A 23,305-nucleotide genomic window follows, 5' to 3' on the forward strand; every position below is an offset into this window, starting at 1 on the left:
CACAAAGGCTCCGCGAATAGAGTCATTCTAAACACAAGGCTTTGTCTAGATACAAAGCCTTGTGTTTTTTTGTTTAGCCCATAGATACAAAGCTTACAATCGCATCACACTGTCTTTTAAAGTGGCAAAGCTGGGCAGGATAATGTGTTGCAAGATAATTTGTTTAGTCTGACTTTTTATTGATAAAGAAGCACAGGCGAAATTTTTTAAAATGCGGTAAACTATGCCAGATTTATCGAATACTAGTGCCTAAAAAGGCAAGATAAAAGGTGAAAGCGAATGCCGCTGAGTCATGTTGAAGAGCTTGTTGCAGATATTCGTGCAGGCAAAATGGTCATCCTGATGGATGATGAAGATCGTGAAAATGAAGGTGACTTAGTCATCGCCGCAACGCATGTTCGCCCTGAAGATATTAACTTCATGATTACCCATGCACGTGGTTTGGTTTGCTTAACACTCAGTCGCGACCGCTGTAAACAACTCAACCTTCCATTGATGGTTGATCAAAACGGCGCGCAACACGCAACCAACTTCACGCTTTCGATTGAAGCCGCTGAAGGCATCAGCACAGGTATTTCAGCTGCGGAACGCGCGCATACTATTCGTACTGCGGTTGCGGCACATGCCAAACCAAGTGATATTGTTCAACCGGGTCATATTTTCCCCTTAATGGCACAACCAGGTGGTGTTTTACACCGTGCAGGCCATACCGAAGCAGGTTGTGATTTAACCCGTTTGGCTGGCCTTGAACCAGCATCAGTGATCTGTGAAATCATCAATGATGACGGTACAATGGCACGTCGCCCTGATTTAGAAGTATTTGCAGAAAAACACGGCTTAAAAATTGGCACCATCGCGGATCTGATCCATTACCGCATGACCAATGAACAAACCGTTGAACGTTTGTCTCAAGAAACCATTGAGACTGAATACGGAACGTTTGAACTGTACAAATATCGTGAAATCGGCAATCCTGATATTCATGTTGCCTTAGTTAAAGGTGAACCAAAACAAGGCGTCACTACGGTACGTGTTCATGGTTTCAGCCCGATTCGTGATTTATTAAAACTTAATAAAGCCGATGGCTCTCCTGCTTGGAACTTAGACCTTGCCATGAAAACCATTGCTGCAAGTGATCGCGGTGTACTGGTATGGATTGGTCAGGGTCAATTAGAAGATCTTGGTCCTGCATTGCAGAATTTAAATCAGCCAAAACCACTGAAATCCAATGCCGCACTGTCTCATCAATATCAAACCATTGGTGTGGGTGCACAGATTTTACGTGATTTAGGCGTTGAGAAAATGAAGTTGTTGAGTTCTCCACTTCGTTTCAATGCCTTATCCGGATTCAATTTAGAGGTAGTGGAATATATCACTGCCGATCAAATCACAGCAAAATAATCGAGGTTGCTATGGCAATTCGCCGAATTGAAGGTTTATTACATCTCGCAAGCGAAGGTCGTTATGCGATCTTAGTGGGTCGTTTCAACAGCTTCGTGGTTGAACATTTACTTGAAGGCGCAATCGACACTTTAAAACGCCATGGCGTTGCAGAAGAAGCGATTACTGTTATTCATGCACCAGGTGCATGGGAACTGCCGATTGTTGCGAAAAAATTAGCAGCTTCAAATAAATTTGATGCCATCATTGCATTAGGTGCAGTGATTCGTGGCAGCACACCTCACTTTGACTTTGTTGCAGGTGAATGTGCAAAAGGCTTAGGCGTAGTTGCTCTTGAAAGCACAATGCCTGTAATCAATGGTGTCTTAACGACAGACAGTATTGAACAAGCAATTGAACGTTCTGGTACGAAAGCAGGAAACAAAGGTAGCGAAGCTGCATTGACTGCAATCGAAATGGTTAACTTATTAAAGGCAATTTAAAGCATGTCGCAAACACTTCAGGCCGCTTATGCAGCGAAACGCAAAGCACGTCGTTTTGCTGTACAAGGGATTTATGAATGGCAAATGAGTCATAACCCAGTTCATGAAATTGAAGCACGCACGCGTGTTGAAAATGCCATGCACAAAGTTGACCTTAACTATTACCATGAATTGCTCACTCAAGTGGTTGCTCAACATGAAGCTTTAGATGAGTTACTCATCCCTGTACTTGACCGTGAGTTAAATGCCCTGGATGGCGTAGAACTTGCAACCTTACGACTGGGTGCGTATGAACTGCGAGATCACCTCGAAGTTCCGTATCGCGTTGTACTTGACGAAGCGATTGAGCTAGCTAAACACTTTGGTGGTGCAGACAGTCATAAATACATCAATGGTGTATTAGACCGTCTTTCATCAAAGCTGCGTGAAGCTGAAAAACAGCAAGCAAAATAATAGGCTTGTGTTAAATGGCTGAGTTTTCAATTATTGAGCATTACTTTAAACGCACATCCAATACGGATGTTAGTTTAGGCATCGGTGATGACTCAGCCATTATTACCCCACCTTCTTCACAACAACTAGTGATCTGTGCAGATACACTGGTTGCTGGTCGTCATTTTCCTCTAGACACCGCTGCCCGTGCTATCGGCTGGAAAAGCGTTGCAGTCAATTTATCTGACTTGGCAGCAATGGGGGCAAAACCTCATAGTATTTTACTCGCATTGAGCCTTCCCTCAGTTGATCACGACTGGCTGGCTGGATTTAGTCAGGGCCTGTTTGATTGCTGCGATCAGTTCGGTGTTAGCTTGATTGGCGGCGATACCACCCAAAGTACGCAGTTGACCATCAGTGTGACCGCCTTAGGCTGGATTGAACAGGGTCAGGCCATTACCCGTGCAGGTGCACAAGTTGGTGACTATATTTGTGTGAGTGGACAGATTGGCGATGCTGCGTTTGGATTACAGCATCTAGGGCATCCACTACAACAACGCTTAGATTATCCAACCCCACGTTGTCATTTGGGTCAACAGCTCAAAGGGCTGGCATCAAGTATGATTGATATTTCAGATGGATTGGCGCAAGACTTAGGTCATATTTTAAAAGCATCCAATGTCGGTGCAAAATTACAGCTTGAGCAACTTCCGTTAGATGCATCACTCAAACAACTTGATCTGCAACAAGCGTGGCATTATGCGCTTGCAGGTGGGGATGATTACGAATTATGCTTTACAATATCACCGCAAAATTTTGAAGAGCTATCGCGACAACAATTAGATGTTCCGCTTACAATAATCGGTGAAATTACCCAACAAACTGGATTGTTATTTGAGTATATGGGCAAAGCACACCCATTACATGTTCATGGATACCAACACTTTGCATAAGCCTCCCATTCTCTTTAGCCAAATGACTTGGTTTGACCGTTTTATCGTTTTTTGCGGTGTCGGTTTTGGTTCTGGTTTAGCACCCAAAGCCCCTGGAACATTCGGCTCTGTCTTTGCACTCTTATTTGTACCCCTATGGTTATATCTTGGCTTATCGGCCAGTATCATTGTGGTTACTTTTATGTCTTTGATTGGCATTTATGTTTGTGGACATACCGCAAAAGTCATCAATGTGCATGATGACGGGCGTATTGTTTGGGATGAGTTTGCAGGACAATCCATTACCCTCCTGCCTTTGCTCTATTTACAGCAAATGAATTGGTTGTGGGTCATTGTCGGATTCATCTTATTCCGTATATTTGATGTCTGGAAACCATTCCCAATTAGCTGGGCTGACCAAAAAGTGTCTGGCGGCTTAGGGATTATGCTAGATGACATCATTGCTGGCCTTTGGGCAGCACTCTGTATTCTTATTTTTCATTTTTATCTTTTGACTTAAGCCACTATTAGAGTTAGTTATGTCAACAACTGTTATTATTCTTGCAGCTGGGAAAGGAACGCGGATGCGTTCACAATTACCAAAAGTATTACAACCACTTGCAGGTCGTCCTCTGCTTGGACATGTGATTCAAACCGCAAAAAAACTCAATGCCCAAAACATTATTACCATATATGGACATGGCGGTGAACTAGTTAAACAAAGCTTTACAGCAGAACAGATTGAATGGGTTGAGCAGGCAGAACAATTAGGCACAGGCCATGCAGTACAAATGACCTTAGCTGTTTTACCACATGAAGGTGTTTCACTGATTTTATCAGGCGATGTACCTTGTATTCAGGCAGATACGCTACAAAAATTATTGGATGCATCCACTCAAACAGGCATTGGCTTAGTGACACTCACAGTCGATGATGCAACAGGTTATGGCCGGATTGTTCGCCAAGATGGTAAAATTCAGGCCATTGTTGAACATAAAGATGCCAACGAAGCACAACGCCAAATTAAAGAATTTAATACTGGCATTTATTGTGTCAGCAATGCAAAACTTCATGAATGGTTGCCTCGACTGTCCAATGAAAATGCGCAAGGTGAATATTACCTCACTGATATTGTCGCGATGGCAATTGCGGATGGCTTAGAAGTTGCCTCTGTTGAACCAGAGCTTGCGTTTGAGGTTGAAGGTGTGAATAACCGCTTACAACTTGCGACCTTGGAACGTCAGTTCCAACAGCAGCAAGCCAAAGAATTGATGCTACAAGGTGTTCACTTAATTGACCCAAATCGTTTTGATTTACGTGGTACCTTAAGCTGTGGGCAAGACGTACAAATTGATGTCAATGTTATCATCGAAGGCGACTGTGAACTGGGCGATAACGTACAACTCGGCGCAGGCTGTATTCTAAAAAATACCCGTATTGCGGCAGGTACAAAAGTTCAACCCTATAGTATTTTTGAGAATGCGATTGTCGGCGAAAACACCCAAATTGGGCCTTTCGCACGTTTACGTCCAGGTGCAAACCTTGCCAATAACGTACATATCGGCAACTTCGTTGAAGTAAAGAATACCAATATGGGTCTAGGCTCAAAAGCCAATCACTTTACTTATTTAGGTGATGCAGATATTGGTGCGGGCTGTAATATTGGTGCAGGTACCATTACCTGTAATTATGATGGTGCCAATAAACACCGTACCATTATTGAAGACAATGTATTCATTGGAACCAATAACTCCTTGGTTGCACCAATTAAAATTGGTCGAGGTGCTACAACAGGTGCAGGATCAACCCTCACTCGAGATGTAGCTGAGCATAGTTTGGCTGTCGAACGATCAAAACAGTTTGAAAAAGCAAATTATCAACGTCCCCAAAAGCTGAAAAAATAAGAGGATAAAATTATGTGTGGTATTGTTGGTGGCGTTGCTGAACGTTGTGTAACCGATATTCTGATTGAAGGACTAAAACGCCTTGAATACCGTGGCTATGACTCTGCTGGTTTAGCATTACTCAATAATCAGAAAATCTTACGTGAACGTCGTGTTGGTAAAGTTGCCAACTTGGCTGAAGCCGTGTCAGAACAGCACTTAACTGGAAATGTCGGGATTGCACACACACGTTGGGCAACTCACGGTAAACCGACAGAAAATAATGCACACCCACACGTTTCGGGTGATGTTGCAGTGGTTCATAACGGGATCATTGAAAACTACCAAGACCTTAAAGATGAATTACAAGCTTTAGGTTATGTGTTTACCTCGCAAACCGATACTGAAGTGGTTGCGCACCTCGTGAACGATGCGCTAAAGCAAACAGATAGCCTGTTGGAAGCGGTACAAAAGATTACACCACGCCTTAAGGGTGCTTATGCACTTGGGATTGTGCACACAGCACATCCCGATGAACTGATTACGGTTCGTGAAGGTTCGCCACTGGTGATTGGTGTCGGTATTGGTGAAAACTTTATCAGTTCCGACCAATTGGCTTTATTACCAGTCACCAATCGCTTCGTTTATCTAGAAGAAGGTGATATTGCGCGTTTAACCCGTACCAGTATTGAAGTTTTTGTCAACGGCGAGCTTGTACAACGTCCAGTCAAAGAGTTAGATGCAACGGTCAGCAATGCCTCTAAGGGCGAATATAAGCACTTCATGCTGAAAGAAATTTATGAGCAGCCTGAAGCGATTCAGCAAACCATTTCTCAAGCATTGAACGGCAATAGCTTACGTGAAGATTTCCTCAATCATGCCAATGCCGATTTTGACAAGATTCAGCAAATCCAGATCATTGCCTGTGGGACCAGCTACCATGCAGGGATGATTGCTAAATATTGGTTTGAACAACTGATTGGCGTCCCTTGCCAAGTTGAGATTGCAAGTGAGTTCCGTTACCGCACACCGGTGATTGTGGCAAATACGCTGTATATCTGTATTTCACAATCTGGTGAAACAGCCGATACCTTAGCCGCATTACGTGAAACCCAAAAACGTGCCAAGGCAAGCAATATTGACATCAGTACCATGACGATTTGTAACGTTGCAACCTCATCAATGGTTCGTGAAACAGATCATCATTTACTGACGCTTGCTGGTCCTGAAATTGGGGTGGCGTCAACAAAAGCCTTTACAACGCAACTTGCAGCATTGATGTTATTGATCTTAAAAATTGGTCAAGTCAAAAATCGCTTGTCTGATGCTCAATTGAATGAGATCACAACAGCACTTTGGCATTGTCCAAAAGTGATTTTAGACACCTTACAAGGTGATACTGAAATTCTGCGTTTATCTGCATTGTTCGTTGAGAAAAATCACTGTTTATTCTTGGGCCGTGGTACACACTTCCCGATCGCACTTGAAGGCGCATTGAAACTGAAAGAAATTTCATATATTCATGCGGAAGGTTATGCAGCAGGTGAATTGAAGCACGGACCATTGGCATTAGTGGATAATGAAATGCCTGTGGTCATCTTGGCACCACAAGATGACATGCTCGATAAACTCAAATCGAACATGGAAGAAGTACAAGCCCGTGGTGGTGAATTATTTGTCTTTGCAGATGAAAATAGCGGTATTCACGGTAAAGATCGTCAACACGTGGTTCATGTGCCAGCGGTAAATGAATGGTTAGCACCGATCGTTTACAGCGTGCCTGTACAACTGCTGTCTTATCATGTTGCCGTGTTACGTGGTACTGATGTCGATCAACCACGTAACCTCGCCAAGAGTGTTACGGTCGAGTAATTCGATACAGCTATCAGCGTTGTTTGTACGACCCTGACTATAAAAAAAGCGCCATAAAGAAATTCTTTATGGCGCTTTTTTTATGATTATGCTTGTTATGACTTCAGCCATTTCATAGGCTAGATCACATCTAGCGTCTCATGATCGATATAGCTTGTGTTCTGCAACAGTCAGGTTAATAGCAGAAATACGCATGCATCAAGCCACATAACGTGTGGTTTTATGATTTAATAAAATGATTGAATTCAAAATAATGACACCAAAAATCGAGATCAAAATCAGCTTCCAGTCCACAAACAACAATGAGGTTAATAAAATCACCACATCAATACCCATTTGCACTTTTCCTGCTGGAATTTTAAAGCGTTCCTGCAAATACAACGCCAGTAGGTTGATACCACCCAAGCTCGAACGATGTCTAAATAGAATCAAAAAACTCACACCCATCAAGACATTGGCAAAAATCGTAGCGTAGATTGGATTGACATCGGAGAGATGAAAAAACTGTGGAATAATTTCAGTAAATCCTGCCAATAATGCAACGGCAATAAAAGTTTTCACTACCAGTGCGATGCCCATCTTTTTATAGGCAAAATAATAAAATGGAATATTGATCAGGAAAAATAATACGCCGAACTTCAGATCGGTAATGTAGTGAATCAGCAAAGATAGACCTGCTGTCCCTCCCGTCATAATGCCTGCCTGCTGCAATAAAGTCATTGCAAAAGACAGAATGAATGTTCCGATCAACATTGCCAATGCATCTTCAATTTTAGAGTGCTGCTCAATCACAGGCATGACTGGACTTACCAGAGATACATTTTGCTCGGTATTCATAACGGTACAACTCAAATAGGAGAACAGCTAAAGGGAGAGAGATCTTTCAAAGAAAGACATGGCATATTTGATCATTTTTATTAAAATTTCGCAATTTATTCTTATATTTTTGCCATAAATGCAATTTATATTCAAAATAATCCATTTCGAATAGTCTATGCGCTTCGATCAGCTTTGTTCTAACTTTGTCTCAGATCAAACGATCTATAAAATCCTGTTTTTATTTAATCGCAATTCCGTTTTCTTTTAATTTTTCCAATACAATTGAAGTATTGAGATTACTGACACCAAAGTTCTTGGAAGATAAAATTCCAATCAATTTGACCATCTCATCCAGATTCTTAACTGCCACTTTAAGGGCAAAATCATAACTGCCCGTTAATTTATGAATATCTTTCACAGCAGGTTCGTGCATCAAGAATTCAACAAAACGATCATGCGTTGCATCACTATAATTCTGCAATTTCACTTCAATAATGCCCATGATCGGCGCAGGATCGGCACTCAATGCGATTTGGGCATAATAACCCGTGATAATTTTCTTCTGTTCAAGCTGAACCCGACGGCGTGAGCATTGCGAGGTCGATAAACCCACCAATTCAGCCAATTCCTGATTGGCCAAGCGTCCATTCATTTGTAAATGATGGATAATTTTTTGATCAAAATCATCAAGTTCGACGGTCATAAAACGCTCAGCTTAGGTTTAAGGCATAATTTAACTGATGCTGATACATCAGCTTGAGAAGTTTAACGCCTTTAGATCAATCAGCTCAAGCTTATGCCAAAATTGCAGCAGACTGAATCCGCTGAATCCCGTGTGCTGACATGCTTTGCCATGCGCTATGTAATGAACCATTCAAATCAATCGCTTTACAGGCATCTTCAATCACATAGGTTTTGAAACCCATCTGCGCGGCATCCAAGGCTGTCCATGCCACACAAAAATCAGTGGCAATCCCCACAATATAGACCGTATCAATTTGATGTTCTTGAAGATAGCCCTTTAATCCGGTCGGGGTTTTACGATCGGCTTCCATAAAGGCTGAATAGCTATCAATATTAACGTGAAAGCCTTTGCGGATAATCAATTGTGCCGTTGGAATATCCAAATCAGGGTGAAATTCGGCATCCTGTGTCCCCTGTACACAATGCTTTGGCCATAACACCTGCGTGCCATAAGGTAACTCAATGGTTTCAAAAGGCACTTTATGCGCATGATTGTCAGCGAAAGAAATATGTTGATCAGGATGCCAGTCTTGGGTCAGCACTACCGTTTCAAACTGATGTGCCAATTGATTAATCACAGGAATAATTTGATCGGCATCCGTGACTGCCAAGTTTCCACCCGGGGTAAACCCATTTTGCACATCGACAACAATTAATGCGCTGTGTTTTGAATCGTTTTGCATCTCATTATTCAACCTAGATTGCTCCTTGTACAATACGCTGCCTCTCAGTTTCTGACCAGCCAAACAGGCACAAACTTTTCATAAGATGAAAATCATTCAAGTAAAAGATGAATTAAAGTTTTCGGCTGTTTGACTAAAGCATATTGTTCTTATGCCGCCGATCAGTCATAATTTGCATAATTGTCATTCAATCGAATTCATTATTGAACGACGAATCAAAATACTGCAACCATCCAATATTTCGTTTCAACTAATTCAATCTCGGATGGGAAAATAGGATAGTTTTTTAAAATGACTCAGCTAGCACAGAATATTCAAGGCTCAATTGTCGCACTCGTCACCCCTATGTTTGAAGATGGTCGCGTAGATTGGAAGAGTCTTGAGAAGCTCGTTGAGTGGCACATCCAACAAGGTACACATAGTATTGTTGCTGTTGGCACAACGGGCGAAGCGTCTACATTAAGCATGGAAGAACACACACAGGTCATCAAAGAAGTGATTCGTGTAGCCAATAAACGTATTCCAATTATTGCGGGTACAGGTGCAAATTCGACTCACGAAGCAATTGAACTGACCAAAGCAGCAAAAGAACTCGGTGCAGATGCGGCATTGCTCGTGACGCCATATTATAATAAACCCACACAAGAAGGCTTATATCAACACTACAAAGCGATTGCTGAAGCAGTTGATATTCCACAAATTCTTTATAATGTCCCTGGTCGTACTGGCGTTGACATGCAAAACGAAACCGTCATTCGTCTTGCCGATGTTAAAAACATTGTTGGGATTAAAGATGCAACAGGCGATGTGCCACGTGGTCAAGCCCTCATCGAAGGTCTAAATGATAAAATCGCAGTTTATTCAGGCGATGATGAAACTGCTTGGGAATTAATTTTGCTTGGTGCAAAAGGTAATATTTCGGTTACTGCTAACGTTGCACCAAAACAAATGAGCGAAGTTTGTGAAGCAGCTTTAGCTGGCGATCAAGCCAAAGCACAAAGTTTGAATCAACAAATTGCAAATCTACACAATATTTTGTTTTGCGAATCAAACCCAATTCCTGTGAAATGGGCGTTGCATGAGATGGGATACATTAGTACAGGTCTACGCCTGCCTTTAACCGCTCTCGCAGAACAATATCGTGAACCGCTCCGCACAGATTTAAAAACTGCGGGCATTATTTAATACGAGCAATTTATGATGCAATTACGTCTTGGTGTTGTCCTTGTCATTTCAGCTTTAAGTTTGGCTGGTTGTGGTCGTTTTGCCCTCAATAATCATTCTTTAGATTATAAAAAAGCGCAAGCGCTTGAACCACTCAAATTCCCTGAGAATGCAACGGTAAGACCATTCACGCCATTGTATCCAGCACCGACGGTTGATCCACTAGCGATTCAACATGCGCCAACATTTGAGAACACAACTGGCAACCGTTATGCATTGCCTCGTCCAGAGTCAATGAAAACTGCAAGCAATACCACTGAAGCGGCAGCAACGACTTTAGGCCGTCCACAATTGGTGATGGATGGGAATAAAAACCCATTACTGAAAGTGGAAGGTCCAACAGCAACTGCTTGGCAATATGCCTTTGCAACCGTGAGCACCCTCAACTACAAAGTCATCTCTCAAGCAGATCATGGCTACGAAGCAACGATTAAGGTCGGTGAACAAAACTACCTGTTGAAGCTTTCTGCGGTTGGCTCAAGCAATACCATTGCCCTCTTCAAACTCGACACGACTTTTGCAGAACCGGCAGTTGCAACTGAAGTGTTAGCCCAGATTTACCAAAATTGGCCAGCCTAGTCGTTTACTAGGCATTTTTTTCAAAAGGTTCCTCCATGTTAAAACAAACCTTGCTCTATACTGGTAAAGCTAAATCTGTATACGAGACAGATAACGCTGATCACCTGATTTTGGTCTTTCGTGATGATGCTTCGGCATTCAATGGCGAAAAAATCGAGCAACTCGATCGTAAGGGCAAGGTCAACAACCGTTTTAACGCCTTTATCATGGACAAATTAGCTGCTGCAGGTATCGAAACGCATTTTGAAAAATTGCTTTCTCCAACTGAAGTGCTGGTTAAAAAACTTCAGATGATTCCTGTTGAATGTGTGATTCGTAACTATGCAGCGGGTTCATTGTGCCGTCGTTTAGGTGTTGAAGAAGGTAAGGAATTAACTCCGCCAACATTCGAATTATTCTTCAAAGATGATGCGCTTGGCGATCCTATGGTCAACGAATCTCAAGCAATTGCTTTAGGTTGGGCAACTGCAGAACAGCTTGAAAAAATGAAAGAACTCACTTACCAAGTGAATGATGTACTTAAAGCATTATTCGATGCAGGTAATATGATTCTGGTTGATTTCAAACTTGAATTTGGTGTGTTCCATGACCGTATCGTATTGGGCGATGAATTCTCTCCAGACGGTTGCCGTTTATGGGATAAAGACACCAAGAAAAAACTGGATAAAGACCGTTTCCGCCAAGGTTTAGGTGGTGTGGTTGAAGCTTATGAAGAAGTTGCTTCTCGTTTAGGTATTAACTTAGACGATATCTAAGCCTAGCTAAGCTGTTACTTCTAAATAAAAAACCAGCCCAATCGGGCTGGTTTTTTATTTTCCATTCAAAAAAACGAACATCATTTTAAATATCAATACCATATAAATCATCCACTTAAAATTCATCAATTGAGCTTTGCAAATTTTTTTCTAACCTTATGTTTTTATATTGTTTTTGAAAATATTTTGATGCTCCTACCATGTTCACAAATATTTACAGAACTTGAGTTAGAAGATCAAAATGAATACTCCTATTTTAAGAAATTTTCCTTTAAGTCTGAGTAGTAGTCTTATTCTGCTTGCCCTATATAGCAATGTTCATGCGGCTGAGAACAATCCAATAGAACCCGAACAAGTCAAAACACTCGCCACCATTGTGGTCACCGGCACCCGTGCCAACAATCGTTCCCAAACAGAGTCATTACAGCCGATTGATGTGATCAGTGCCAAAGAACTGACTGAACGCACCGGCTCCAATGAACTTGGCACAGCGCTATCTCGAATTATTCCTTCAATTAATTTTCCACGCCCAACCGTGGTGGATGGAACTGAACTGGTTCGTCCTGCCCAACTAAAAGGACTTGCACCTGATCAAGTACTGGTTTTGGTTAATGGTAAGCGTCGCCACACAGGTGCCTTTATTAACCTTGGCGGAACCATTGGTCGTGGCTCTGCCCCAACCGATTTAAATGCCATTCCAATCTCAGCGATTAGCCGTGTCGAAGTACTGCGTGAAGGCGCATCGGCTCGCTATGGTTCCGATGCAATTGCTGGGGTGATTAATATTATTCTGAAATCCAACCCTACACATGGCGAAGCTGGGATTAAATACGGGATTTATAACAAGGGTGATGGTGAACAGAAGCAATCCTTTGTTTCGGGTGGCACCAAACTGAATAATTATGGCTATGCGATCTTTTCAGGGGAATGGCAGGATAGTCAAGGCACCAATCGTGCTGGCCCTGACCTGCGTGATCCAAAATCAACCACTTATGGACAGCGCACTTTCCGTTTTGGTGATCCAGATTCCGATGAGGTAAAAGCAGCCTTGAATTTAGGTTATGACCTCAGTGATCATGCCGAGTTGTATTCTTTTGCGACCTATAGCCATCGTAATGCAGAAACTGCTGGATTCTATCGTTTAAGCAATGCCTCCAATAATATTCCTGCCCTGTTTCCCAATGGCTATCTGCCGATCATTCAGGGCCAACTCGATGATTTTGGCGCAGTTGCGGGGATCAAAGGCGATTGGTCTGCATGGCATTATGATGCCTCGGTGAATTATGGTTTAAATCGTTATGATGTCGATACCAAGACCATTAATGTCGATCTCTATAAAGACACCGCTACCACGCCTTTCGGCTTCCAAAATGGCACACTGAAAAATGCTCAGACGGTCGTGAATGTTGATCTCTCCCGTGAGTTTAATCTGGCCGCACTCGCCAGCCCGCTGAATGTTGCCTTTGGTACGCAATATTTGAATCAGAAATATCAGATCCAAGCAGGTGATCCAGCGTCCTATTATAAAAGCGGTTCTTCTGGATTAGCAGGCTTTCGCTCTGCCGATGCTGGTGAATGGTCACGCGACAGTTATGCGGCTTATCTGGATTTAGAGGCCAATTTAACTGAAAAACTCTCAGCATCTACAGCCTATCGCCATGAATATTACAATGATTTTGGTCACACCGATAATGCGTCATTGTCTTTACGTTATGCGATTCATCCAGCGATTGCGGTACGTGGTAGCGCCTCTACTGGTTTCCGCGCCCCAAGTCTTGCCCAACAATATTTCACCCAAACCTCTTCACAGCTGATCAATGGTCAATTTGCTGAAGCAGGTACCTTTCCCACCACGTCATACGTTGCTCAACTGCTTGGTGCCGAACAACTTAAGCCAGAGAAATCTAAAAACTATAGCGTGGGATTAGTCTTGACGCCTACAGATCAACTATATGTGACTCTAGATGCTTATCAAATCGACATTGATAACCGGATTAGCCTGTCCTCCAATATCAATGCCAGCAGTGCGACCGTTCGCCAATACCTGAATTCAAAAGGGATCACCGACACCAACTTCAACACAATTCGTTATTTCAACAATGCCAGCGATACCCGCACGCGTGGTGTTGACTTAGTTGCGACCTATAAATGGAATGCATTGCCTTATGGTGAACTGAATACCTCACTGGCCTACAACTATAATAAAAATAAAGTGACCCATGTGGATGGCAATCCAGCCATCTTAGATGCGTTGGGCATTAACCTTACGCGTCTGGATCGTCGAGAGCAATACGGTTTATTGGCTGGCAGTACTCCTGAACATAAATTCAGTTTAGCGAATGACTATAAGCTTGGAAACTTCACTGTGAATACCAATCTCACACGTTATGGTAGCTTTAAAACCTTTAGTAATTCTGGCGAAGCCAAAGACCAAAAATTCTCAGCCAAATGGTTACTCGATTTAGCGTTGTCGTATCAATATCAAAACTGGAACTTCACGGTTGGTGGCGACAATATTACCGATGTATATCCTGATAAAGATGTCTACGATATCAACCAACCCACAGGCGGCAGCTTGCCTTATAGCCAGTTCTCGCCTTTTGGCTTTAATGGTGCGTTCTATTACGGCAAGATCAATTATCGTTGGTAGTAATCAAAAACCGAGCCTTCTGGCTCGGTTTTCAGTTTAATTCTGCGCGTTCTGATAAATCAGTTTGCCTTCTTTATAGGTTGCCAGCACTTTAATGTTTTTAATCTCACGACTCGGTACAGTCAGCGGGTTCTGATTCAGAATCACCAAATCAGCCAATTTACCTTGGCTTAAAGTACCCTTGGTCTGATCCTCAAAGTACTGATACGCAGCCCAATCTGTCATCGACTTTAATGCCAGATAAGGGCTAATGCGCTCCTCTGCCCCCAAAACATAATTACTCCGTGTGACTCGGTTCACGGTCGCATCGAGCATCATCATACTACTCGGTGGGACCACAGGTGCATCATGATGCTCCGTAAAGATCAGATGCTTTTTTAAAGCCGTTGCGGTTGGCGAAATATGGGCAGCTCGAGTTTCGCCTAGCGTTTGCAGACGATGCCAGTCTCCCCAATAAAAGGTATGTAGCGAGAAGAATGAAGGAATAATATCTAAGGCTTTGAGCTGATCCAGCTGATCATCACGAATCGTTTGCGAATGGATCAATACACTTCGACGATCGGCCTTTCCTTGCTTCGCGGTCGCATCTTTTACCGCTCCGATAAATTGATCAATCGCAGCATCACCATTGGCATGGGCAAGCACCTGCCAACCTTGCTTAAAGGCTAAATTAATATAGTCCTTGACCTGCTGATCATTACTCATGGCTGGATAGCCCTTATACGTCTTATCTTTACCTTCAGGCGGCACAAGATAAGGCTGGGTCAGCCAAGCGGTTTTGCCTTGAGGTGAACCATCTAAACTGATTTTCACTCCACCAATACGAAAATGATGATCATACTGTCGCTGGCTGCCTTGCTTAAGCATATAGTCTTGGCTGGTGGTGATATCTGGATAAGACACCACATCAATTGGCAGTCGATTCTGCTTGGCTAAAGCGTGCCACATTTCAGTGGTCCCCTGATCCGCCCGCCCTTCTTGTACCGTGGTAAAACCATTTTTTACATAAGCATCAATCCCTTTTTCTGCAATTTGGAACATCACCGCAGGGGGTACATCTTTAAAAATTGAGCCAATTGCAGTAAATAAAGCGGACTCTTCTAATACGCCATTTGGGATATTTGAGTTGGCTTCACGGCGAATCACGCCACCTGCTGGGTTTGGGGTATTTTGATTGATCTTCAGCAGTTCCAGTGCTTTATGATTCACAGAGGCCAAATGCCCCGACTGATGCAAAATCATCACCGGTTGGTCTAGAGACACCCGATCTAGATCGGTTGCCGTCGGATGACGCTGCTCATTCAGTTGTGCGTCATCATAGCCATTACCCAAAATCCAGCCTCCCATGGTTTTAATCACAGCTGGATTTTGGACTTTCCAACTATTCAGCACATTCACCAAAGAGTTGATATCTGAGACCTGACCATCAGGCATTGGGTAGAGATTAGCCACCATTTGATGGAAACCGACCATATTCACATGACTATGCGCGTCAATAAAACTGGGCAATAAGGTTTTATTTTTTAGATCAATAGCTTGAACTCTTTTATCCGCTAAGCGTTCAGCCTGCTGCTTTGAGCCGACAAAAACAATTTTTCCATCCTTGACCAACAGGGCTTCTACATATTCAGGGGCGTTGCCCGACATGGTGAGAATCGGGCCACCATAAAACAGTTGTTCTGTTGCAGTGACAGGCACTGCCGTGGTTGCACAGCTTGCAACAGCCAGTGAAATAGAAGTAAATAAGGCACAGTGTTTGAGATGAGTACAGTTCATGAATTAAAACCCATATTTTTATTATGTGTTTTTGATTAAAGCTGATTCCACTTGTAATAGAAAGTATTCACTGATTATTTTTGTAATGTTTGGTCAAGTTCCGAGCAGCCCTACATAGGCTCTGCACACGACTTAGTGTGCGGTTCAAAACATCTTTGCCAGTTTATTTGAGACTTTGATCGAAAAATCATCGACATAATGGCTATAGGGGTGTGCCAACACAATGCTCAATAATACACTCAATAGGCTTGCCAATAATCCTGCATTTAAATAGGAGAACCCCCATTGCACATGCAATAGATTAAACAATGGAATCCCCAAAGCATAAAGCACAGCAAGATGAATTAAATAAATGGAAAATGAGATTTTGCCTAGAAATACCAAAACAGACCGATCAAAAAATTGTGCTAACCATTTGCCTTTGAGTACTGCATAAACAATGCAAAAACCACCGATAAAGTTGAGATAATCATAGCTCTGCTTCCCCAAAACTTGGATAACGAACTGATAACTAGCACTATTATTATGTACGCCGCAAAAATATAGCCCCAATAAAAATAGAAAGATCGAAATACGCGTTCCTAAGTCTGTGGCATAGAGAAATAAGCCCATCCCTAAAACAAAACTCAGAATTCCCAATACCATCATTGGGGATATCATATATGCAATTGCAATGCAAAAAATCAGAAATAAGCCAGATAAAATAGGATGTTTTCCATACAGATAGCAAGCCCAATAAACCACTAAGGAACCGAATAATTCAATTTGCATAGTCCACAGTACCCAGTTATAACTGGAATCACCAAATAAGAATGCACCAATACTGCCTTCATATAAGGCTGTGCCCAGTTGCGGATATGGGTTGGCGAGTGCTGCTCCCCATTCGGAAACATGCGACACATCCACAGGCACAAAACACACCAGATAAGCAATAATACAAGAGACAAAAGCTGGAATGGCCAAGCGTGGATAGCGCTTAATCAAGGAATTTTTCAATTGTGTTGCGGTATTGTGCTTTTTAAAACTGGAGAATGTCAGTACAAAGCCACTTAAAACAAAAAACACAAAAACCGCGCCTGTACCTGAATAAAAGAAGGCCAAGGGCGAGTGATGTAGCTGCGCAAAAAAATCATATTGCGGTACAGCACTGACATAAAAATTATGCAGTTGCGGAAAAAAGGTCAGTGATAAATGTGACAACACGACAGCGAGACATGCTAAGCCTCGGAGACTTTCCGCAGCATTAATTTTGTTTGTGGTCATGGTGGAGCTTGATCATCCTTGATAAGGGTGGATGATGCGACCTTTTATCTGTGGTGTCTAGAGATCACTTACAAAAATACCGTGACTGTTCAGCGCATCAACAAGACCAAGCTACATCAAGAAATGTTTTAGTGTTTTTTCTGCGTTGCGACCCAGCATAGAATTGAGCCTAAACACACCATAAATGCGCCATACCAGAAAGAAAGACCTAATGGCGTACTGAGTAAAATTGCCGAGAAAAATGCAGATAAAACTGGAATAAAATAGGATGCACCAGCCAATAACGTCACATTGCCATGCAAAATCCCAACATTCCAAGCGGCATAACCAAAGCCCATCGCTGCTGCCGCAAAAAATAATGAAATTGAAGAAGACCAATCAAAATCAAAACTGCCGCCCCCCATCAATGCATATTTAATCCATAGCACCACCGAGACCAGAATAAAAAATAGCGTGATGCCATTGGTTCCTTGCGCAATTCTCGCTGTGAGCGTGCAATAGGCAGCCCAGAGTAATGTTCCAATAAAGGCAAGCCCATAACTGAATGGATTGTGCTGGATGTTTTGCAGCATCCCTGCCAAATCAAAACCCTGCTCGCCACCGAGCACCCAACAAATACCCAAAATTGAAATGATAAAGCCAGGAATAATCAAAAAATTGGCTTTTTGCTGATTAAAAACAATGGCCGCCACCATGGTAAAGGTTGGCCATAAATAATTGACCATCCCCACTTCAATCGCCTGTCGATTATGACTGCTATAGCCAATCGAAAGTGATAAACAAATTTCATAGGCAACAAATAGAATACTGCCCCAGAGCAAATAGGTTTTGGGAAAGCTTTTGAGGCTGGTCCAACCAACCGAGAAAAACAGAAAAATTGAGGCCAGTGTATAAATCAGTGCTGCACCACCCACTGCGCCAAAATGACTACTGACATCCTTAATCAAGGCAACGATCAAACTCCAGAGCAAGATCGCGACCAATCCAATCAATGTTGCTTTTTTTGCGTTCATTTTTATACAAATAGCATATTAAGGCCAAAGCAAAATCTATCGATGCGATTCGGAATCTTGCTCTGGACAATTTTAAAATGATCAGTGAATTCACCGAGTTTTGATTACTGCTGCTGTTGTTCCTGTTGCCAACGGCGTTGCTGCAAACGCTCTCCTTCAACTTCACGCTTATTTAAGGCTCGCTCGTACAGTTTGGTACCGCGTAATTCTGGGGGCAAATAGTCCTGTAACACGAAGTGTTCAGGATAGTTGTGCGGATACAGATAATCCACCCCATAACCTTGCTGCTTCATCAACTTGGTTGGCGCATTACGTAAGTGCAAAGGCACAGGCAGGTTTGCGGTTTTTTCTGCCAGCTCCAAGGCTTTGTTAATCGCGAGATAGGTACTATTGCTTTTCGGGCTAGTGGCCAGATACACGGCACATTGCCCTAGGATAATGCGCGCTTCAGGCATCCCCACCGCTTGGACTGAACGGAAACACTCTCCCGCCAGCAACAAGGCATTTGGATTAGAATTGCCAATGTCTTCTGATGCCGCAATCAGCATACGACGCGCAATAAAGACTGGATCTTCACCACCTTTCAGCATGCGTGCCATCCAGTACAGGGTTGCATCTGGATCACTGCCGCGAATCGATTTAATAAAAGCCGAAACCAGATCGTAATGCTGCTCACCCGATTTGTCATAGCGTGCGATATTCTGCTGCGCGACTTTAACGACGATGGCATTGGTTACGAGATTCTCAATATCAGGCTCAAAGGTACTGGCAATCAAATCAATCAGATTGAGTGCCTTACGTGCATCACCTGCCGCAAACTGAATCAGCGCATCATATTCTTCAATCTGGATAAAACGTTCTTTTAAGAACTTGTCCGTTTGAATCGCTTTGTTCAGTAAGGTTTGAATCGCCTCAGCACTCAGATTATTCAGGGTATACACCTGACAGCGGGACAGCAAGGCACTATTCACTTCAAAAGAAGGATTCTCTGTGGTTGCCCCAATCAAGGTAATTTTGCCTTTCTCAACCGCATTGAGTAAGGCATCTTGCTGCGATTTATTGAAGCGATGAATCTCGTCAATAAACACCACAGGGGTCAACAAGTCCCCACTTTCCGCAATCACCTCACGGAGTTCTTTCACGCCTGTATTGAGTGCAGAAAGGCTGATAAAAGGACGATCTACCGCCTGCGCCAATAACAATGCAATCGTGGTTTTTCCAACCCCTGGAGGCCCCCAGAAAATAATCGAAGGCAGATGCCCTTGATCAATCATCTGACGTAAAGGGGCGTTTTCACCCAGCAAATGATCTTGTCCGATAATTTCGGACAAGTCACGAGGACGTAAACGTTCAGGTAAAGGAATATGCGTATCTGACATCATCACTGGCTTTATGATCTTTTACCCTAGTCTATTGTGTCTGGCTCAAATCTACAATTTGAATCTGCACTCACGCGACATTCTATTGCGCGCTGTTGCTCTGCACCAACTGTTGCATCACGCGATAGCTGGCTTTGATCCGCTCTTCATTGGGAAAATTGGTATTGGCTAACATGACAATTCCAATTTTTTGCTGCGGAATAAAGGCGGCATAAGCACCAAAACCATTACTTGAGCCTGTTTTATTAAAATAGGTCGCGGGTGTGGCTAGCTTCGGTTGTTTAATCGCTGTGATTGCATGACTTTCTAAAGCCATTTTGCTCGAGTTGCCCTGTAAAAGTGTTTCAAGTGATACTGGATAAGCATACTGTTCCCAGCCCAGACCTTGGGTCATTGCACCCACTTTAAAATAACCCACATGAGTATTTTCAATCGCCTTGCGAAGCGGTTGTTTAAACTGCTGAGGATTGATTTGCGCATCGAGGAATTTCAGCATATCCGCACTGCTACTTTTCAGCCCATAAGCTTCTGCATCAAACATACCTGGCGAAACACGCATGGCTTGATCGGCTTTGTATCCCCAAGCATATTGCGGCATGTGCTGCTCAGGTACTCGAATAAAACTTTGTGTCATCCCCAATTGCGGCAGCAAGGTTTTTTCAATCAGTTCGTTATATGGTTTTTTCATTGCCAAGGCGGTGACATAGCCCATCAAACCGATACTTGGATTGGAATATTGACGGGCAGCACCGATTTTGGTTTTTGCCTGCCAAGTCTGAAAATATTTCACCATATCCTGTTGCTGCACTACCTCATCAGGGAATTGCAACGGGAAGCCACCCGCACTATAAGTTCCGAGATTTAATAAAGTGGCACGATTGACAGCAGTATTTTTCAGTTCAGGGAAATATTTGGCAGGATGATCCGACAAAGATAGTTGCCCTTGTGCCTGTGCATAACCTGCTAAAGTCGCATTAAAGGTCTTACTGACCGAACCAAGTTCAAATAAAGTACTGTTACTCACTGCTTGCTGGTTTTGCTTAGAAGCAAGCCCATAATTCACGAAGTAATGTTGACCATTCAAGGTCACAGCAACAGCCATACCTGGAATTTTATATTGTGCCAATAAAGGCTTAAATTGCTGATCAACAATGGTTTGAACTTGTTGCTCGGTCAAATTTCCAGCCCAAAGCGCTGAACTGCAGGACAACAGTCCTGTAAGTACAAATAGTTTTTTTAAAGTCATAGAAAAGGCTTTCGGCTGATTCATGATGTGTATCACTTGAAGTAAAAATTTAATTGGCATGAAGTTTAAGTAGTTTAGCTTTCGGTCCATCTTCGATCACCCAGATTGAACCATCTTGCGCCTGATGTAGACCACGAATTCGTTGTTTCATCTCAAGTCGTTGAACTTCTTGGACAGGTTTGGCATTTAAATCCACCACGATAATTGCTTTGGATGATAAGCCACCAATCAACGCTTTGTGTTGCCACAAAGGAAATTGCTGACCTGAATAAATGATCAAGCTAGATGGTGAAATCACAGGTGTCCAATCGATTTCAGGGGCTTTAAATTCTGGACGGGTATGATGATCAGGAATAGGCAAGCCTGAATAATGGTCGCCATTCGAAACTGTTGGATAGCCATAGTTTTCCCCTTTCACAATACGGTTTAATTCATCACCACCTTTGGGGCCCATTTCAACCACCCACAGTTGCCCTTGCTGATCGAAAGCCATTCCCAATGGATTACGCTGACCCAGCGACCAAATCTCTGCCGTTACACCACCCTGCTGATAAAATGGATTGTCTTCCGCAGCAGTTCCATCTGCATTTAAACGCAAAACCTTACCTAAATTACTTTTTAAATCTTGAGCAGGATCAAATTTTTGGCGCTCACCCGAACTGACCCAAAGTTTGCCATCGGGACCAAACTGCATACGATGACCATAATGACCTTGCCCTGACACTTTCGGTACTTGTTGCCAGATGGTTTTTAAATCTGTGAGCTTGGGTTGCTTGGGATCGGATAAATCCAGTTTTGCATGTGCAATCTCTGCACCATAGCCACCCTGACCTTTGCTGGCGTAGCTTAAATATAATTCATGATTCTGCTGAAAATCAGGATGCAAAATGACATCGCCTAAACCACCTTGCCCGCCATAACTGACGGTTGGAACGCCAGCGACATTGATACTGCTCTTGGTTTGCGGATCAAATAATTTTAATTGCCCTTTGCGCTCAGTGATCAATAAACGTTGGTCTGGCAAACTTGCAATCGCCCACGGCTCATCAAATTCAGCAACGCTCTCAATCCGATACTTTTGTGCGATGCGCTGGCTTGACGCTTGTTGTGCTATATTTTGTTCTGGGGTTTTAGAGTTGCTTTCGTTGGCACCACAAGCAGCCAAAAATAAAATGCCGCTATAGAGCAAAGGTGTCATCAACAGTTTGTTCATGGCTTATCTCCCTCGTTTATTCTTCATCTTAGGGAACATCGCCAATAAAAATACTGCAAAAGTGTTGTTTTTATGATCATCATGTCTTATTGATTTGCTAAACGCGATTAACGAATCCAACGCACAATATAATCTTCAATTTGTTCTTCATCGATTTCAATTTCTGAAATACAACGCCCTGCAGCAGACTTTTTCGCCTTGATCACACTTTGACGTGAACCTGTATTGAGGTAATGCCATGAAGGTAAATTCTTGCCTTCACTTAAGCGACGGTAGGCACAGCTCGGTGGTAACCAAGAAATTGTGCTGAGCCGTTCAGGCGTCAGCTGGATACAATCAGGCACTTGCTGCTGACGGTTAGGATAATCGGAACAACGCGCGGTTTTACAGTCCAGTAATTTACATGCCACTTTGGTATACGCAACCTCTGCGATTTCTTCATCTTCTAACTTGATCAAACAACATAAACCACAGCCGTCGCACAATGCCTCCCACTCCGCATTGCTGAGCTGATCAAGCGGATAGTGTTTCCAAAAGTTGGGGCGCAGTTCGACGGACATACAGAGCTTTCAATATTAAAAAAAATGAACTTCTTATTATAGCATTCATCTTTGCTTTGCTGACTTCAATCTCTTTTAATTGATTTAACACTTCTTTAAGTATTAAACATTTAAACCACATAAACACCACATTTTGTGCAAAAAACACACGGTATAGTGGACACATAACGAAAAATTAGGAGGACACGACATGTTCCGTTGGGCCATTATTTTTGCAGTCATCGCACTCATTGCCAGTTTATTAGGTTTCGGTGGCGTGGCAGGTTTATCCAAAGATTTCGCAGTAATCTTATTGGTTGTTGCTGTCATCTTAGCAATCGTCGGCTTCTTATCCAGAGGCAAAGTCTAGTCGTTTTGACCTACCCAAAACATAAAAAGAAGAATCTTGGTATTCTTCTT

22 protein-coding genes are annotated in these 23,305 nt (G+C 42.8%); 12 read left to right on the forward strand and 10 right to left on the reverse strand.

Annotated elements, in window-relative coordinates:
- Positions 1-279: 279 nt before the first annotated feature.
- The 7 genes from ribBA to glmS are packed head-to-tail and all read left to right on the forward strand — an operon-like array spanning position 280 to position 7,002.
- Complete coding sequence (gene ribBA, locus F902_RS05485; protein ID WP_005201673.1) at positions 280-1,401, forward strand: bifunctional 3,4-dihydroxy-2-butanone-4-phosphate synthase/GTP cyclohydrolase II; 1,122 nt, start codon at positions 280-282, stop codon at positions 1,399-1,401.
- Between the two features lie 11 nt (positions 1,402-1,412).
- The gene (gene ribH / locus F902_RS05490) at positions 1,413-1,883 is read left to right on the forward strand and encodes a 6,7-dimethyl-8-ribityllumazine synthase (RefSeq protein WP_004803462.1); all 471 of its coding nucleotides are present in this window, start codon (positions 1,413-1,415) and stop codon (positions 1,881-1,883) included.
- Positions 1,884-1,886: 3 nt separating this feature from the next.
- Positions 1,887-2,336 (forward strand): transcription antitermination factor NusB, encoded by a 450-nt coding sequence (nusB, locus tag F902_RS05495; RefSeq protein ID WP_004657014.1) that lies wholly within the window; start codon positions 1,887-1,889, stop codon positions 2,334-2,336.
- Positions 2,337-2,350: 14 nt separating this feature from the next.
- Entirely contained in the window at positions 2,351-3,268 is a 918-nt protein-coding gene (thiL, locus tag F902_RS05500; protein WP_005201674.1) for a thiamine-phosphate kinase, read from the forward strand.
- A complete protein-coding gene (locus F902_RS05505) occupies positions 3,246-3,767 on the forward strand; it encodes a phosphatidylglycerophosphatase A family protein (RefSeq protein ID WP_005201676.1) in 522 nt (173 codons plus the stop codon). Before thiL ends, F902_RS05505 begins: the two co-directional genes overlap by 23 nt.
- 19 nt (positions 3,768-3,786) lie before the next feature.
- The gene (gene glmU, locus F902_RS05510; protein ID WP_005201677.1) at positions 3,787-5,151 is read left to right on the forward strand and encodes a bifunctional UDP-N-acetylglucosamine diphosphorylase/glucosamine-1-phosphate N-acetyltransferase GlmU; all 1,365 of its coding nucleotides are present in this window, start codon (positions 3,787-3,789) and stop codon (positions 5,149-5,151) included.
- A 12-nt stretch (positions 5,152-5,163) separates the two neighbouring features.
- Complete coding sequence (gene glmS / locus F902_RS05515; protein ID WP_005201678.1) at positions 5,164-7,002, forward strand: glutamine--fructose-6-phosphate transaminase (isomerizing); 1,839 nt, start codon at positions 5,164-5,166, stop codon at positions 7,000-7,002.
- A 198-nt stretch (positions 7,003-7,200) separates the two neighbouring features.
- On the opposite strand, the gene F902_RS05520 is transcribed toward glmS, so the two are convergent.
- From F902_RS05520 to pncA, 3 genes are all read right to left on the reverse strand, one after another.
- Positions 7,201-7,839, reverse strand: coding sequence for a YitT family protein (locus tag F902_RS05520; protein WP_004656984.1), 639 nt, complete (start codon positions 7,837-7,839; stop codon positions 7,201-7,203).
- 220 nt (positions 7,840-8,059) lie between these two features.
- Positions 8,060-8,524 (reverse strand): Lrp/AsnC family transcriptional regulator, encoded by a 465-nt coding sequence (locus F902_RS05525; RefSeq protein WP_004803451.1) that lies wholly within the window; start codon positions 8,522-8,524, stop codon positions 8,060-8,062.
- Positions 8,525-8,615: 91 nt separating this feature from the next.
- The gene (pncA, locus tag F902_RS05530) at positions 8,616-9,248 is read right to left on the reverse strand and encodes a bifunctional nicotinamidase/pyrazinamidase (RefSeq protein ID WP_005201679.1); all 633 of its coding nucleotides are present in this window, start codon (positions 9,246-9,248) and stop codon (positions 8,616-8,618) included.
- A 291-nt stretch (positions 9,249-9,539) separates the two neighbouring features.
- Here pncA and dapA point away from each other — a divergent pair, with 291 nt between their 5' ends.
- From dapA to F902_RS05550, 4 genes are all read left to right on the forward strand, one after another.
- Complete coding sequence (gene dapA / locus F902_RS05535; protein ID WP_005201680.1) at positions 9,540-10,433, forward strand: 4-hydroxy-tetrahydrodipicolinate synthase; 894 nt, start codon at positions 9,540-9,542, stop codon at positions 10,431-10,433.
- 15 nt (positions 10,434-10,448) lie between these two features.
- Positions 10,449-11,051, forward strand: coding sequence for a hypothetical protein (locus tag F902_RS05540; RefSeq protein WP_005201681.1), 603 nt, complete (start codon positions 10,449-10,451; stop codon positions 11,049-11,051).
- Positions 11,052-11,086: 35 nt separating this feature from the next.
- A complete protein-coding gene (gene purC, locus F902_RS05545; protein WP_005201682.1) occupies positions 11,087-11,806 on the forward strand; it encodes a phosphoribosylaminoimidazolesuccinocarboxamide synthase in 720 nt (239 codons plus the stop codon).
- Positions 11,807-12,047: 241 nt separating this feature from the next.
- Positions 12,048-14,456 (forward strand): TonB-dependent receptor plug domain-containing protein, encoded by a 2,409-nt coding sequence (locus tag F902_RS05550; RefSeq protein ID WP_005201683.1) that lies wholly within the window; start codon positions 12,048-12,050, stop codon positions 14,454-14,456.
- A 36-nt stretch (positions 14,457-14,492) separates the two neighbouring features.
- Here the strand turns inward: F902_RS05550 and F902_RS05555 are convergent, their stop codons facing one another.
- The 7 genes from F902_RS05555 to F902_RS05585 all read right to left on the reverse strand — a co-directional run bounded on the left by F902_RS05555 (position 14,493) and on the right by F902_RS05585 (position 22,906).
- Positions 14,493-16,232, reverse strand: a complete 1,740-nt coding sequence (locus F902_RS05555; protein WP_005201684.1) for an amidohydrolase — start codon at positions 16,230-16,232, stop codon at positions 14,493-14,495.
- Positions 16,233-16,376: 144 nt separating this feature from the next.
- Positions 16,377-17,495 carry an acyltransferase family protein gene (locus F902_RS05560; protein WP_005201686.1) on the reverse strand — a complete coding sequence of 373 codons (1,119 nt, stop codon included), beginning with the start codon at positions 17,493-17,495 and terminating at the stop codon, positions 16,377-16,379.
- Positions 17,496-17,623: 128 nt separating this feature from the next.
- Positions 17,624-18,508: an aromatic amino acid DMT transporter YddG gene (gene yddG / locus F902_RS05565; RefSeq protein ID WP_005201687.1), complete on the reverse strand. Its 885-nt coding sequence runs from the start codon at positions 18,506-18,508 to the stop codon at positions 17,624-17,626.
- Between the two features lie 104 nt (positions 18,509-18,612).
- Positions 18,613-19,887 carry a replication-associated recombination protein A gene (locus F902_RS05570; RefSeq protein ID WP_017402174.1) on the reverse strand — a complete coding sequence of 425 codons (1,275 nt, stop codon included), beginning with the start codon at positions 19,885-19,887 and terminating at the stop codon, positions 18,613-18,615.
- Between the two features lie 82 nt (positions 19,888-19,969).
- The gene (gene ampC, locus F902_RS05575) at positions 19,970-21,157 is read right to left on the reverse strand and encodes a class C beta-lactamase (protein WP_005201690.1); all 1,188 of its coding nucleotides are present in this window, start codon (positions 21,155-21,157) and stop codon (positions 19,970-19,972) included.
- Between the two features lie 25 nt (positions 21,158-21,182).
- Positions 21,183-22,346: a PQQ-dependent sugar dehydrogenase gene (locus F902_RS05580; protein ID WP_005201694.1), complete on the reverse strand. Its 1,164-nt coding sequence runs from the start codon at positions 22,344-22,346 to the stop codon at positions 21,183-21,185.
- Between the two features lie 107 nt (positions 22,347-22,453).
- Positions 22,454-22,906 (reverse strand): YcgN family cysteine cluster protein, encoded by a 453-nt coding sequence (locus tag F902_RS05585; protein WP_005201695.1) that lies wholly within the window; start codon positions 22,904-22,906, stop codon positions 22,454-22,456.
- Positions 22,907-23,096: 190 nt separating this feature from the next.
- On the opposite strand from F902_RS05585, the gene F902_RS22030 reads away from it, so the two are divergent.
- The gene (locus F902_RS22030) at positions 23,097-23,255 is read left to right on the forward strand and encodes a DUF1328 domain-containing protein (protein WP_004656956.1); all 159 of its coding nucleotides are present in this window, start codon (positions 23,097-23,099) and stop codon (positions 23,253-23,255) included.
- The last annotated feature ends 50 nt before the right edge of the window (positions 23,256-23,305 follow it).

This window comes from Acinetobacter higginsii (assembly GCF_000369525.1).
Lineage (GTDB): Bacteria > Pseudomonadota > Gammaproteobacteria > Pseudomonadales > Moraxellaceae > Acinetobacter > Acinetobacter higginsii.